The following is a 12,541-nucleotide window of genomic DNA, read 5'->3' as shown; positions in this document are numbered from 1 at the left end:
GGACGACTGACCGTTCGCAGCGACTCGACGTGGCTCCCCTGCGAGATGCCTCACCCGGCGAGTTCGGCAGGCTCGAAGAGGCTCTCGAATTCGGCGGGGAGCTGATCGCGAGTCCGCTGCAGTTCCTCGTGCCCACCGTGGGCGGCGATCGTGGCGAGAATCGCCCGGGTGTGGCCGAGGGCCTCAGTCGGTTGCGTCCCGAACCCCTGTCGCTCTGCGACCTGCGACACGAACCGCTCGACCGATGGATCGTCGGGCGACTCTGCCCGGAACTCGGTCACTGCGTCCCCGAGCGCGCCGGGGAGCACGACGCCGAGCGCGTCTGCCTCCGTACTCGAGATGTACTCGCCGAACGTGAGGAGTGTCTCGATAGCTGCACGTTCCGCGTTGGCCAGATTGCCGATGTTCGCCCTGCTCGCGAAGTCGTCCATCAACGTGTCGTAATCCGTTCTCATGGAGGTTACACTCTCTACCTACGGCCCCCTCTTGAAGATTCGGGCCGCTCCCCCAGGGAGAGGGAACGACGACACTGCTCGCGTCGATGACGCTCCCGACCCGTCCTGGACCAGCGATATACGTCCCCTCCGTGAAGACTCGCCCATGGGAGTCGACGTGGACGCACTCGAGGACTACTGCCAGTTCGGTGCCGAGCGAGTCTACCTACTCCTTGCGATCGCTCGGGCGAAAGACAACGAGGCGGTGCCGAACAGTTCTGAGTCCGTCAGCAGGAAGATCGTCGAGAGCCCCGACGACCTCGCTCGGCAAGTCGCGGCGCTCAGTCACGAGGTGCGTCGCTTCGACGAGCGATACCGGCTCTACCTCTCGGTGAACGCACGGAACACCACGGCCGCGTTTTTCAGACTCCGCGAGCGCATGGACGACTGGCTGGAGATGCGGTTTCGCGGCAACGTCGAGGTGATCCGGAAGTTCACGCGACTCGATCGCGAGTTCCTCTCGGTTCTCCAATCGGACAGTTGCAAAGACGACTCCAACCTGCTGTTCGACCTCGACGACGTCGCCAGCGCAACCGCCGACGAGTTCGAGCGGGACCTCTCGGCCGTCACGTCGATTTTGTGGCGACAGGAGACGCCCAACGGCTATCATATCGTCACCGAGCCGTTCGATTACACTGTCTTCGAAGCTAACGAGGGGTACGAACTGAAGCGGGACGATCTGCTCTTCATCTCGTCTCTCGACGACTAGGCAGGGCGAGCTGACCACGGGAGGCTGTTCGCTGACGGCTCTCCGATCGTCGCGACACAGAATCAAACCTGGTACAGGGCCGAACTCGCTGTTTCTGGTGGTTCAGCCACTCCGCTGTTCTTTCAGTGTGTTGAACTGCGAGAGGAGTTCGTCGACCGACGCGTCTTCGTCCTCGACGTGACCCTCGAACCGCGTCCGTTCGTCTGCAGACTCGGTCTCGACGGCAGCGATCAACTTCTCACGGCGTTCGAACTCCATCTCGTCGAAGGTTCCCATTGACATCGGCATTCACCGTGGTATACGTTGGCGATGCGCGAATAAATGGGTGTCGGGCATGCCGCTGCCCGGCAGCGGTTTCACCCTGACGGGACAGTTTCGGCCGGCGTGGTGAACCGTTCGAGGGCTGTCGCGATTTTCTGTGCTTTCCGCGTCGCCAGTTCGGACGCTGGCTCGATCCGGTAAGACAACCGGGACGAGACCGCGTCGTCCTCGTGCTCGGACTCGCGGACGACGGCGACGAGCATCCCGTCGGTCGTTCGAACTTTGATCCCGACCGGCGTCGGCGTCCCGTGCAACCCCTTTACCGCGTCGTGGACTTCGTCGATCGCTTCGTCGACGCTGATCTCCAACGGCATCGTCGCGAACTCCGGATCCGTGAACGACTCCCCAGCATCTGCAGTGGACTCCTCGGATGAGTTTGTCATACTGGAATCACGGGGGACCGTGCCCCATTCGAACAATCCACACGGATCAAAATAACGGTATCGCGGGCGCCGCTGGCCCGTCGTCTGCTCGCTATCAGTCATTCCACTGAAGGGACGGGCAGCGACCGACGAACGTGCCGCCAGGTTCAGCCTTGTGCGGCTCGAAGCCCGACGACTGCGCCGCTGGCAACCGACAAAGCCGTGACGCGAACGTGACTGGCGCGAGTCGACACCCGGCTCGACTCTCCCGTTCGGGAGTTGCACGTCCCCATCGTCGATTTTCGAGAGACTGTCACTCGCTGGCGACCAATTCGAGCGTGAGAAGCGTCGCTACAACGATTTCCGGAGTCGGACGATCGAAGTTGCCAGTGCCCAATACACCAGTCTCCGACCCGGAATTTCCACGACAGCGTATGCTGGACGTTTTTGCGACTTCGACCACTAGTGCCACGCACGGTCACCGAGGCAATCGACCGAGACAGATCGAAACGCCCCGTCGATAGCAACACGATCACCGAATACACACATGGAGCCTGAGACGATCCTGGTATTCCTCATGGGACTGTTTCTCTTGGTCCTGTTCCTCGTCGGCATCGCGAGCGATAGCGTTGCGGTCCCACTGCTCCTGGAAACACGGTAGCTTCCGAGTCGGGACCGGGCGTCACCGCAGTCGATCGTAGAAGAACCCGGTGAGATTACGGACGTACCCGGTCCCCCACACCGCCACGATCACTGCGCCGACCGCGTTGAACACGAAATCCGTCACGATGTCGTCGATGCCATACACGGTCACGTATCCACCCAGGACGTACTCGATGACCTCCCAGAAGACGCCCGTCGCCAGGACGAACACGACGATAAACACCGCTCGAAACTCGGAGGGAACGTCGATGGCGTCGGAGTGGCGTTCCAGTGCGCGAAAGGAGGCGTACCCCACACCAGCGATAATCGTCGCCGACGCCGTGTGGGTCACCTCGTCGTACCACTGGTACTGCTCGTAGACCCCCAGTGAGCCGATCGTGTGGAGGATCATGGCGATCGTGATCCAGAGGACCAGCCCGGGATCCATCGAGTAGCCGTACTCTCGACGCAGCAGCGCCGGAAAGAGCGTGACCCCGAGTGTGAGACTGCCTGTGACGGCCATCCCGACCTGTGTCGTCACCAGTCCTGCGAGCACGACGCCGCCCAGCACGAGTTGCAGCCCCCTGGTGATGCGTCGCTCCTGCGAGTCCGACAGTCCCACTGCGTCGCCGAGCGTCATTCAGACTTCACTCCCTGGGCTGATCGGTCAACGATTCCTGCCGACTCGAATCGAACGAGATACCAGTACACCAGCGATCCGACGACGACGCTCATTACGGTGACGCTGACGATGTCCAGCTGGAGCTCCGTCTGCGTGCTCAGAAAGTCGGTTCCGAGCCAGCGGTCGGAGTAAAACTGGGCGATGATCCAGAGCGCCTCGATCGCCATGGCTGTCAAGACGCCGAACACCACGGCAAACCGGCGGCCGAGTTCGATCGACGTGAACGCGTCGAGTTCGACGACGATCACCAGCGCGAGCATCGCGATGGCCAAGTAGCCTGCGGCGTCGGGAGAGACCCCGACGGCACGGGCAGTCACTGCGACGGCTGCAACCGAGACGAGCGGCCACGGAACCATCGCCGTCCACTCCCCTGTCGTCAGCGCCGGGATCGAGACGACGATGGCGACGAGGACCGAGAACACTCCCCAGAGGAGCGCATCTGCACGAACGCTCTCGATGGCTGCCAGTGCCACGACACCAGTTGAGAACCATCCCATCCCGGCGTTCACACGGTGACCGGTCGCAGGAGTGTCGACCACTACCTGTGACGGTTCGAGTCGGGTATCCTAAAGCGTGTAGCTAACCAGAGTGACGAGTTGAGCGGACCAGCACGACGACACGTGCCGGACGTCAGCCGGCCGGACTCTGTTCTCGAGAGCGAGACTCCCCACTGCCGGGAGAGCGCCTGCTAGTTGCCGTGCTTGATCTGTCGATCACGGGCGTCGGATGTGGGGACGAGCATCGTTGGTGGCGCTCAGGCCGGGTCTTCCCCGTCGTCACTCAGGTACGCGATCGCCTCCTCGTCGCTCACCTGATCGAAGCGATCGTAGAAGCGACCGACTGCCCCGAACGACGACGGGGTGTCGATGCAAACGATCTGATCCGCCTCGGCATCGAGTTCGGTGATCGTGTCAGGTGGGCCGACGGGCACGGCGAGGACGACGTGCTCGGCACCGGCAGCCTGGACCTGTCGGAGGGCGGCTTTCGCGGTCGATCCCGTGGCGACGCCGTCGTCGACGACGACGACGCGTTTGCCCTCCATCTCCGGGAGGTCGCCGCCATTGCGGTATCGCTCGGCTTTCTCGCGTGCGACCTCGGCTTCCTGTTCCCGCTCGCGGTCGATGTACTCCTGATCCACGCCGAGTCTGGCGATCGTGTCCGACGCGAGCCAGGCGCTGCCGTTGCTTGCGACGGCGCCGATGGCGAGTTCCGGATTCCCCGGCGCACCGATCTTCGACGCGACGACGACGTCGAGCGGACAGTCGAGAACGTCCGCGACTTCGCGGCCGAGCGGGAGGCCGCCGCGTGGAATCGCCACCACGAGATCCGCGATGACGCCGTGATCCTGCAGTTCTGCAGCCAACTGTTGCCCCGCGTCGTGCCGGTCCGCGAATCGAGGTGCAGAGCCGCTATCAGTGACCATGCACTCGTTACCACGGGAACGGGAAAAAGCCCAGCGGGGCTGGAGGGACGCGGTCCCGTGGGCGCTCTGTTCGCGCGTTACCTGATGACCGTGACCGGCACGGGCGCTCGCTGGAGGACTCGCTGGGCGACGCTTCCGAGCAGGACGCGCGAGAGCCCAGTGCGCCCGTGTGATCCGATGACGACGAGGTCCACGTCGTGGTCGGCGGCGTAGTCGCTGATCTCTCGGGACGGTTCGCCGAAGACGAACTCGGTGATTACGTCGCCGTCGTGCTCGCTGGCGCGGGCCGCTTCCCGCTCGAGGAGGTCCTCCGCCCGGCTGGTCGCCCGTTTGTGGAGTTCCTCGAACCCGATGAGCGCTTCGGCGACGGTGATCTCCTCGACGTAATCGACGACGTGGAGCAGGGTGAGCCGGGCGGTCGGATGCACGGTCATGGCGTAGTCCAGCGCCTCCCGGGAGAGTGGCGAGCCGTCGGTCGGGACCAGGACGTGGGCCACGGTGTCGACCATGCTCGGACGTATTCGGTTCGACAGCTAATAGCTATGTCCAGGATGGCTCCCTGGCGGTTACCCGACTGCGAGGGGAACGACGACCAGCGCCAGCGGGCCCAGCACCAGCGAGACAACGAACGCGACGAAGGCACGGCGATCCTCGAGCAGGACGTTGTCGATCGATTCGATCGCCCACGCGTACCACTCGTACCTGGCGAGGGCGAGCAGGGTCACACCGGTCGCAGTCACCAACAGTAACAGGACGGTCGCAACGCCGACCGGGTTGGCCAGGATGACCGCCACGAGTAGGGCGTCGAAGAGCGTCCCGATGTTCGCCCCGAGCACGTACGGCATGAGCTCCTCCCGCGTCACGTAGTCTCGATTGTACAGCGGGACGATCACGCCCAGCGAGAAGGCGACGCTCGTCGTCACGGTGGTGATGAGCAATCCGATGGCGAACGAGAGCCACGTGCGCTCGAAGTGGCGGAACAGATGGGTGCGTATCACGGACGTCTCGATCCGCCCGAGGACGCGATCGAACAGCTGGAGGCTGCCGAAGAGGATCGCGACCGCGAGCAGAAACGCGGGTGCGGCACCGATGGTCTCGGTGACGACGTCGGTGGCCGCTGCGAAGATCGTCAGCGAGTCGCTCTCGAGGGACGGGACCGTGCCGACGCCCCTGGCCGGGTCCGTCACGATGGGATACAGGAGGTAGCCGATGACGGTCACCGGCACGTAGATCGAGTGCGTCAACAGAAACGCGAGCAGTCCCATGCTCACGCCTTCCTGCAACGAGTACCGATGTTTCTGCAGGTAGTCCAGCGCGCCGATGAAGACGACGATCGCAGCCGCGCCGAGCCGCGACCCGGCGACCATGAGAAGCAGCTCCGACGTCGACACCAGGCCGGCGCTGAACAGCGAGAGCGCGAGCGCAGCCACCACCGACCCGTTTCCGAGGCCGTACGCAGCGAGCCAGCTCAACCCGAGGGCAGAGCTATCACCGACGACGATCCGCGTCAGGAGCCGCCTGAGCGTCGGCGCTGCAGCGGTCGTCGTCGTTCCCAGTAACTGCACAGCAAACAGGAAGAGGAAGATCGTCGTCGCTGTCGCTCCCAGAAGTCGAACGGACGAGGGGACGCGATCGACGACTGCCTGTCCTGGCCAGTTCACGAGTGACGTCTCCCGTCGGTCGCGTGACCGGCGTCGGCTGTCAGTTCCACACGGACGGTCAAGAAGGTCTGCCAGACGGCAAACACCACAGACGACATCTCGGAGCGACTGGAACAGTCAATGAGGGCGCTCACGGAGCCGTGACTTCGGGAACCCGAGACCCAAGTGGTTCTCGCGCGAAAGAACACCCATGGAGTGCCTGTACGCCCCGTCCGAGAACCGCTGGATTTCGGTTGCACTGGTCGCCCTGTCCCTGGTCGTCGGCTCCGTGCTTCCGTTACCACTCCGGCGTCGCCCCGAGTTCAGCCGGATCGGTCCGGACAAGTTCCTCCACTTTCTGGGGCACGGGAGCCTGGCGATCGCCCTGGCTCGCGCGCTTCGGGGCGACCGGCGTGAGACGTGGCGACCAGCAGCGCTCGGCGTTGGATACTCGACGGCGCTCGGCGTCGTCACCGGGACGGTCCAGCGATGGGTGCCCGGACGGAAACCCGAGCTGGCCGACCTCGTTGCCGGGTTCCTCGGTGCCGTGGTCGGTGTCTGCTGGTGGGCTCGCCGTTCCGATTGCCAGCCGGACAGTCACACCTCGCCGGGGAAGGACACGTCAGCGATGACGGGCAGATGATCCGACGGGAAGCGCCCGTTGTCGTACATGTCGGAACACGTCCCTTGTTGGAGGACCTCGATGTCTGGGGAGACCAGCACGTGATCGATCTTCTTGTCCGGGATGAGGTTCGTGAAGTCCGTCATGCTGGTCGTCGGTCCGTGGGCGGGCGTCTGAGACAGTTCGGCCGTATCAGCCAGCGACCGACCAGCGTCCATCTCGGCAGTGAGAACCCGATACGGCCTGGAGGACGGGCGGCAGTTGAAGTCTCCGGTGAGGACAACGGGTTCGACCGGCGCCAGATCGGCGAGTCGCTGCCGTAGCAAGGCGGCACTTTCGACGCGGGCAGTCGCGCCACGGTGGTCGAAGTGCGTGTTGACGTGGACGAATCCCTCGTCTGTCGTCAGATCGCGGAACTGCGCGTATTTGACGAGTCGGGGGAGTGACGCGTCCCAGCCGGGGCCCGGCACGTCGGGCGTCTCCGAGAGGTAAAACGAACCCTCCGCTTCCACGTCGAACCGACTGGTACGGTACCCGATGGGGATGTACTCGCCAGCGACGTCGTCACCGGAACGGCCGGCGTCGAGCCAGCTGAACTCCGGTAGCATCTCGCGGAGGTCGTCGAGTTGGGCCGGGAACGCCTCCTGCAGGCCGACGAGGTCGGGGAGTTGCATTCGAATCGTCGTCGCGACGTGCGCTCGCCGTCGGTCCCAGGTGTTCTCACCGTCGTCCGGGTTCGGGTACCGGACGTTGTACGTCATTATCCGAGTGTGTGTCGGCAGCATGGGGGTGATCGGCAGCGGGGGTTGCGGCGTTACGAGTACAACTCCGCTGCAATTGCGGATTCGTGCTGTTCAACGAGGTCCTTCAGACGGGTAAGATCAGCGGTCGACAGGTTCGGATTGCCGTGCGTGCCGGCACGAATCATCGAGAGTCGGCTCGTCATGTACCCACAGACCCACAACCGACCGCGATCGGTGAGGTGATCCGGTCCGGCGACCATCTCGAAGTCGACGACGCCGTCGCGCATACAGTTGGCCATGCTCGCCGCCATGTTCTCGACTATCATTTCCAGATAGGCCTGTTCGTAAGACTCCATGCGCACGATTACCACGGCACGAATGGGCAAAGCCGTGACGGTGTGAGCGCAAACAGGGGCCGAGAAAACCAGTCATCTCCGTCGATATCTCGGGTGTTCGTTCAGGTCGGTCCCATCGAATGTCACTGACGGCGACGGTATCGAGCAAGGTGTTATCACTTGCCGTGGCAACTACTAATGTATGCAGGGGCTTCGATGGGTCCAGATGACTCAAGCGGAACGAGACGACTTTCTCGGGAACGGCGGCATCGGCGTGTTGTCGTTTTCGACGCCGGGCGAGGACCCGCCGTGGTTACTCCCGGTGTCGTACGGCTACGACGTGCACTCGACCAGTTTCTACTTCAGCCTCGCCTTCCCGCCCGACACCGGGAAACCTGACGTGATCGACAATCCGGTGTCCTTCGCCACCCACTCGAAAACGCCCGACGGGTGGCGGAGCATCGTCGCAACCGGGACGCTCGAAGAGGTGACCGACATGCCGTACGATTCGAGTGCCGTCCAGGGGATGTGGGCCGTGAACATTCCGGAAGTGGACATCTTCGATCAGCCGCGCGAGGAGATCACCTTCCGTGATTTCCACCTGGAACCCGACGCGCTGACGGGACGAAAAGAGGTCAACACCGAACCCTGAGGCCACTGACTCCGAAGGGTGTGAGACCCCGTCGTCCCGCCGACGGAACCGCTGACTCGGCGGGTCGCTACGTCGTCTCGGCCGGACGGAACGTGATAGAGATACGAGCGCATACCCCCGCCTTCCCGTGAGTGACGAGTGTTCCGACACCAGTCGGAACCGAGGAGCGAACAGGCGGGGGTCGAGCGGACAGCAGAGTGTGACAATTCACCGTTCTAGTGCAGTGCTGGATTTCCCACCGTTTCACTTTCACTCTGGGTGGCTGAGCTATATATCGATTCCAATCGAAAAATGGAGTACGGCAAGGATGGGTGAACTCACGAAGACGCTTGAACTGAAGCTTGTGGACCCGAACGCTCACAAGCGACAGAAGCTTCGTGAGACACAGGACGCGTACCAGCGGGCGCTGCAAGCCGCGTTCGCCGCTGGCTGTGACACACAGTCAGCGGCCAACGATGTGGTTGTCGAGTACGACCTGAGCGGCTATGCGAAAAACGCCCTCAAGAAGTACGTCCCACAACTCTGTGGGAACAGCTACGACGCCGACGAACTTCACGACGACCACCCGGTACGGTTCACCAACGAAGGACTCCAACTCGATCACCAGCCACAGAACGCGATCGAGTGGTACGTCAAAATTCCACACCACGAGGATTACCACCTCTGGATCCCGGCACGCGCCAATCCCGAACAGCGGGAGTGGCTCGAAGCGTTGTACGCAGACGACGCCGAAATGGGAGAAAGTCGGTTGTTCGAGCGGGATGGGACGTGGTATCTCCACGTCACTGCCACTCGCAACGTGGAGGACCAATCTGAGGCGTCCGCCGACGAGCGGACGCCGCCAGACTCACAGGCCTCGACTACCGAGCCCTGTCTCACTCCGCTCGACAGGACGCCGATAGGCGTAGACATTGGAGAAGCGAGTCTCGTCACGGTGTGTCACCGCGACGAGTGCGGTTCTCCTGTTCGCCCCCGCCTGTGGGCCGACGACGGCAAGGCCGTTCGTCGGCTCCGCAAAACCTACTTCACCGCCAAGAGACGCCTTCAGAAGCGCGTCAGTGAGCGAATCGCAGAGTCTTACGGTGACGCACTGTGGGACCAGATTGACGATGTGTTCCACCGTGTGACCCGCGAGGTCGTGGACTACGCTGAGTCTATCGAGAATCCAGTGTTGGTGCTGGAAGACTTGACGGACATCCGCGAGAACATGAACTACGGCGAGTACATGAACCGGCGGTTGCACGGATGGGGCTTTGCGAAGCTCCACGCACAGATTCGCTACAAAGCCGCCGAAAAGGGGATTCCCGTCGAGACGGTGAATCCCCGGAACACGTCGAAGGCGTGCCACGCCTGCGGTGAACACGGCTACCGACCACGACAGGCGACGTTCCGATGCTCGAACGACGGTTGTTGGGTCAGTGAGTACCAAGCCGACGTGAACGGGGCGATAAACATTGCAGACCGCTACCGTAGTGGAGAGAGTCACCGCCGAAGCGACCGGACTTCCCGGCAGAAGGCCGGTGACGATGACTCGGCTACGGATGGGGTCGTCCGAGAGACTCCGTCTCTCGTGATCACGAAAATCTACGATTTTCGAACGACCTCTTTGACCGTGCCACAAGACAGCCACGCCGTTAACGAATCGCGCAGCGATTCGTTCGCACACCAGAAATCTCCGATTTCTGGGGACGATGCTGAAACCCAGCAGGAGACGCGTGGAACGTATGCGTCTTGAAACCAACAGGCAGCTTCGCTGGGCCTGAAATCCCGTGGTGGGATTCCTCCGCGTTCACGCGGAGGAGGAGGTCAATAACCCCGGCGGTGGTCATTGTCACGGTCGTCGGGGTCCGAGATGCAGGGGAGCTGACCGGCTGTTTCTTTGGAGGCGCTGGAACCGATTCGGTCTCGCCCCGACGCGCAGCGTCGTGACGGCTCAGTGCGCCGTCCACCCGCCGTCGACCGGGATGTTCGCGCCGGTGAGGTAGGACGCCCCGTCAGAGGCGAGGAACACGGCGAGGGGGGCGATCTCTTCGGGTTGTGCCGGACGATCCATCGGCGTCTCGTCCTGCAAGAACGTGTAGAACCACTCCGTCTCGAGGAGCGATTCGGTCATCGGCGTCTCGACGAAGCCGGGGCAGATGCTGTTGACGCGAACCCCGTCAGCGGCGTAGTCGACGGCGACCTGCTGTGTGAAGTTCACCACGCCGCCCTTGGCCGCGGAGTAGGCAGCAGCCCCCTTGCCGCCGACCAGCCCGTAGATCGAGGCCATGTTGACGATGCAGCCGTCGGTCTCGATGAGCTGTGGCAGGGCGGCTTTGGTCCCGTGCATGACGCCGTCGAGGTTGACGCGAATCACCGTTCGCCACTCGGACAGCTCCATGTCTCCGACCTTCGAACTGCTCGGGATGCCCGCGTTGTTCACCATCACGTCCAGCGAGTCGAACTCCTCGACGGTCGCCTCGACGAGCGCCTCGACCTGGTCGTACTCGGCGACGTCCGTCTGGACGTAGCGACATCCGAGCTCCTCGGCGACGGCCGTGCCGTCCTCCGCGGTTCGACTCGCGATGACGACGTCCGCACCGGCGTCGACGTACGCAGTCGCGATCGCTTTCCCGATGCCTGACGACCCGCCCGTGACGATGGCTGTCGACCCTTCGAGTTGCATTGGCTCCACCGAACCCAGGTTCCACAGCCAGCGCGAAAAAACCGAGTCCCCGGCCCTGATCTGCAAGCAGCGGAGCGACCCGGAGCGCGCCGCTCGGCCCAATTAACCGCTTACGCGGCCGCGGCCGACTGAGCGTCCGTCTCCGACTCGTCGGCCGTTCCCGCAGTCTGCCGGTCCTCGTAGACCGCGAGCAGTTCCTGGTACCGGTTGCGGATCGTAACGGTACTCACGTCGGCGGCCTCGCTGACGGCCTCCTGGGTGAGTCGCTCGTCGATCACCCGTCCCGCTGCATAGATCGCTGCGGCCGCGAGGCCGAGCGGACTCTTCCCGGAGAACGCGTTCGTTCCCTCGGCGGTCCGGAGGACGTCACGCGCCGTCCGATCGAGTTCGTTGCTGACGTCGAGTTCCGACGCGAGCCGCCCGACGTACTCCTGGGGGTTCGCCGGCTCGACCGCGAGGCCGAGTTCTCGGACGACGTAGCGGTACGTCCGCTTGAACTCGACTTCGTCGACGCGGCTCACGGCCGCGACCTCGTCGAGACTCCGCGGTGCGTTCATCTGGCGTGCCGCGGCGTAAACCGCTGCCGTCGCGACGCCTTCGATGGACCGCCCCGGCAGCAAGTCCTCGTCGAGCGCCCGACGGTAGATGACCGACGCGGTCTCGCGGACGTCCTTCGAGAGCCCGAGCGCGCTCCCCATCCGCTCGATTTCGGCGAGCGCCTGCTTCAGGTTGCGCTCCTGGTGGTCCCGGGTGCGGAACCGCTCGTCCCAGGTGCGCATCCGCTGGACGCGCCGACGCTGCCGGGAACTCAGCGAGTTCCCGCCGGCGTCCCTGTTCTGCCAGCCGATCTGGCTCGACAGTCCCTTGTCGTGCATCAGTTTCGTCGTCGGCGCCCCGACGCGAGCCTTCTCGTCGCGCTCTTTGGAATCGAACGCGCGCCACTCCGGCCCGCGGTCGATCTCGTCTTCCGCGACGACGAGTCCACACTCGGAGCACACCGTCTCGGCGTGCTCGTCGTCGGCCACTACCCGTCCACCGCACTCCGGACACTGCTGTCGGTCCGCCGCTTGCTGGTCCGCCCTTTCCTGTTCGTTCACCACCGTTCGCGTCTGTTCGCTCTCCGTGTCGAGTGTTATCTGACTCATGATCGAAAAATGGTCTCCGGGGTTGAGACGTTTGTCAGCCCCTCACGACCGTTACTAACGTAGAGTAATCGATTCTAGTATTTAAATCTTTTGTCGGAGGGAGTCC

At 63.4% G+C, this 12,541-nt stretch carries 16 protein-coding genes; 4 read left to right on the top strand and 12 right to left on the bottom strand.

Going from position 1 to position 12,541, the window contains the following annotated elements; translation table 11 throughout:
* Nucleotides 1-50: 50 nt before the first annotated feature.
* Complete coding sequence (locus MU553_RS20055; RefSeq protein WP_247381043.1) at nt 51-455, bottom strand: DUF2267 domain-containing protein; 405 nt, start codon at nt 453-455, stop codon at nt 51-53.
* Nucleotides 456-600: 145 nt separating this feature from the next.
* Between MU553_RS20055 and MU553_RS20050 the strand changes: the two genes are divergently transcribed.
* Entirely contained in the window at nt 601-1,203 is a 603-nt protein-coding gene (locus tag MU553_RS20050; RefSeq protein WP_247381041.1) for a hypothetical protein, read from the top strand.
* Nucleotides 1,204-1,305: 102 nt separating this feature from the next.
* Here the strand turns inward: MU553_RS20050 and MU553_RS20045 are convergent, their stop codons facing one another.
* From MU553_RS20045 to MU553_RS20015, 7 genes are all read right to left on the bottom strand, one after another.
* Complete coding sequence (locus tag MU553_RS20045) at nt 1,306-1,491, bottom strand: DUF5786 family protein (RefSeq protein WP_247381039.1); 186 nt, start codon at nt 1,489-1,491, stop codon at nt 1,306-1,308.
* Nucleotides 1,492-1,559: 68 nt separating this feature from the next.
* Nucleotides 1,560-1,907: a hypothetical protein gene (locus tag MU553_RS20040; RefSeq protein WP_247381037.1), complete on the bottom strand. Its 348-nt coding sequence runs from the start codon at nt 1,905-1,907 to the stop codon at nt 1,560-1,562.
* 661 nt (nt 1,908-2,568) lie between these two features.
* The gene (locus MU553_RS20035) at nt 2,569-3,168 is read right to left on the bottom strand and encodes a DUF2238 domain-containing protein (RefSeq protein WP_247381035.1); all 600 of its coding nucleotides are present in this window, start codon (nt 3,166-3,168) and stop codon (nt 2,569-2,571) included.
* Nucleotides 3,165-3,749 carry a hypothetical protein gene (locus MU553_RS20030; RefSeq protein WP_247381032.1) on the bottom strand — a complete coding sequence of 195 codons (585 nt, stop codon included), beginning with the start codon at nt 3,747-3,749 and terminating at the stop codon, nt 3,165-3,167. The genes MU553_RS20035 and MU553_RS20030 overlap by 4 nt, the downstream gene beginning before the upstream one ends.
* 215 nt (nt 3,750-3,964) lie before the next feature.
* Nucleotides 3,965-4,633, bottom strand: a complete 669-nt coding sequence (locus tag MU553_RS20025; RefSeq protein ID WP_247381031.1) for a phosphoribosyltransferase — start codon at nt 4,631-4,633, stop codon at nt 3,965-3,967.
* Nucleotides 4,634-4,710: 77 nt separating this feature from the next.
* Nucleotides 4,711-5,142: a universal stress protein gene (locus MU553_RS20020; RefSeq protein ID WP_247381029.1), complete on the bottom strand. Its 432-nt coding sequence runs from the start codon at nt 5,140-5,142 to the stop codon at nt 4,711-4,713.
* Nucleotides 5,143-5,199: 57 nt separating this feature from the next.
* Nucleotides 5,200-6,294 carry a Na/Pi cotransporter family protein gene (locus MU553_RS20015; protein WP_247381027.1) on the bottom strand — a complete coding sequence of 365 codons (1,095 nt, stop codon included), beginning with the start codon at nt 6,292-6,294 and terminating at the stop codon, nt 5,200-5,202.
* 190 nt (nt 6,295-6,484) lie between these two features.
* Between MU553_RS20015 and MU553_RS23810 the strand changes: the two genes are divergently transcribed.
* A complete protein-coding gene (locus tag MU553_RS23810) occupies nt 6,485-6,916 on the top strand; it encodes a VanZ family protein (RefSeq protein WP_345893409.1) in 432 nt (143 codons plus the stop codon).
* Here MU553_RS23810 and MU553_RS20005 read toward each other — a convergent pair.
* Nucleotides 6,871-7,656 carry an endonuclease/exonuclease/phosphatase family protein gene (locus MU553_RS20005; protein ID WP_247381021.1) on the bottom strand — a complete coding sequence of 262 codons (786 nt, stop codon included), beginning with the start codon at nt 7,654-7,656 and terminating at the stop codon, nt 6,871-6,873. The two genes, MU553_RS23810 and MU553_RS20005, sit on opposite strands and share 46 nt — an antisense overlap.
* A gap of 53 nt (nt 7,657-7,709) precedes the next feature.
* A complete protein-coding gene (locus tag MU553_RS20000) occupies nt 7,710-7,994 on the bottom strand; it encodes a hypothetical protein (RefSeq protein ID WP_247381018.1) in 285 nt (94 codons plus the stop codon).
* A gap of 181 nt (nt 7,995-8,175) precedes the next feature.
* Here MU553_RS20000 and MU553_RS19995 point away from each other — a divergent pair, with 181 nt between their 5' ends.
* Together MU553_RS19995 and MU553_RS19990 are read left to right on the top strand one after the other, a co-directional pair.
* Nucleotides 8,176-8,625, top strand: coding sequence for a pyridoxamine 5'-phosphate oxidase family protein (locus MU553_RS19995; protein ID WP_247381015.1), 450 nt, complete (start codon nt 8,176-8,178; stop codon nt 8,623-8,625).
* A gap of 307 nt (nt 8,626-8,932) precedes the next feature.
* Nucleotides 8,933-10,360, top strand: a complete 1,428-nt coding sequence (locus tag MU553_RS19990; RefSeq protein ID WP_247381013.1) for an RNA-guided endonuclease InsQ/TnpB family protein — start codon at nt 8,933-8,935, stop codon at nt 10,358-10,360.
* Between the two features lie 198 nt (nt 10,361-10,558).
* Here MU553_RS19990 and budC read toward each other — a convergent pair whose 3' ends face one another.
* Entirely contained in the window at nt 10,559-11,290 is a 732-nt protein-coding gene (budC, locus tag MU553_RS19985; RefSeq protein ID WP_247381011.1) for a meso-2,3-butanediol dehydrogenase, read from the bottom strand.
* A gap of 110 nt (nt 11,291-11,400) precedes the next feature.
* A complete protein-coding gene (locus MU553_RS19980; protein ID WP_247381009.1) occupies nt 11,401-12,435 on the bottom strand; it encodes a transcription initiation factor IIB in 1,035 nt (344 codons plus the stop codon).
* Between the last annotated feature and the right edge of the window lie 106 nt (nt 12,436-12,541).

Source organism: Halorientalis brevis, assembly GCF_023077655.1.
The sequence above is the reverse complement of the archived record's forward strand: the minus strand, read 5'-3'. Positions and strand labels throughout refer to the sequence as shown.

What these genes read in the sequence shown, in the direction of transcription:
- MU553_RS20040 (WP_247381037.1), bottom strand. Translation starts at nt 1,907, where the DNA reads ATGACAAACTCATCCGAGGAGTCCACTGCAGATGCTGGGGAGTCGTTC.
- MU553_RS20050 (WP_247381041.1), top strand. Translation starts at nt 601, where the DNA reads ATGGGAGTCGACGTGGACGCACTCGAGGACTACTGCCAGTTCGGTGCC.
- MU553_RS23810 (WP_345893409.1), top strand. Translation starts at nt 6,485, where the DNA reads ATGGAGTGCCTGTACGCCCCGTCCGAGAACCGCTGGATTTCGGTTGCA.
- MU553_RS20000 (WP_247381018.1), bottom strand. Translation starts at nt 7,994, where the DNA reads ATGGAGTCTTACGAACAGGCCTATCTGGAAATGATAGTCGAGAACATG.
- MU553_RS19980 (WP_247381009.1), bottom strand. Translation starts at nt 12,435, where the DNA reads ATGAGTCAGATAACACTCGACACGGAGAGCGAACAGACGCGAACGGTG.
- MU553_RS20035 (WP_247381035.1), bottom strand. Translation starts at nt 3,168, where the DNA reads ATGACGCTCGGCGACGCAGTGGGACTGTCGGACTCGCAGGAGCGACGC.
- budC (WP_247381011.1), bottom strand. Translation starts at nt 11,290, where the DNA reads ATGCAACTCGAAGGGTCGACAGCCATCGTCACGGGCGGGTCGTCAGGC.
- MU553_RS20045 (WP_247381039.1), bottom strand. Translation starts at nt 1,491, where the DNA reads ATGCCGATGTCAATGGGAACCTTCGACGAGATGGAGTTCGAACGCCGT.
- MU553_RS20005 (WP_247381021.1), bottom strand. Translation starts at nt 7,656, where the DNA reads ATGACGTACAACGTCCGGTACCCGAACCCGGACGACGGTGAGAACACC.
- MU553_RS19995 (WP_247381015.1), top strand. Translation starts at nt 8,176, where the DNA reads ATGCAGGGGCTTCGATGGGTCCAGATGACTCAAGCGGAACGAGACGAC.
- MU553_RS20025 (WP_247381031.1), bottom strand. Translation starts at nt 4,633, where the DNA reads ATGGTCACTGATAGCGGCTCTGCACCTCGATTCGCGGACCGGCACGAC.
- MU553_RS20020 (WP_247381029.1), bottom strand. Translation starts at nt 5,142, where the DNA reads ATGGTCGACACCGTGGCCCACGTCCTGGTCCCGACCGACGGCTCGCCA.
- MU553_RS19990 (WP_247381013.1), top strand. Translation starts at nt 8,933, where the DNA reads ATGGGTGAACTCACGAAGACGCTTGAACTGAAGCTTGTGGACCCGAAC.
- MU553_RS20055 (WP_247381043.1), bottom strand. Translation starts at nt 455, where the DNA reads ATGAGAACGGATTACGACACGTTGATGGACGACTTCGCGAGCAGGGCG.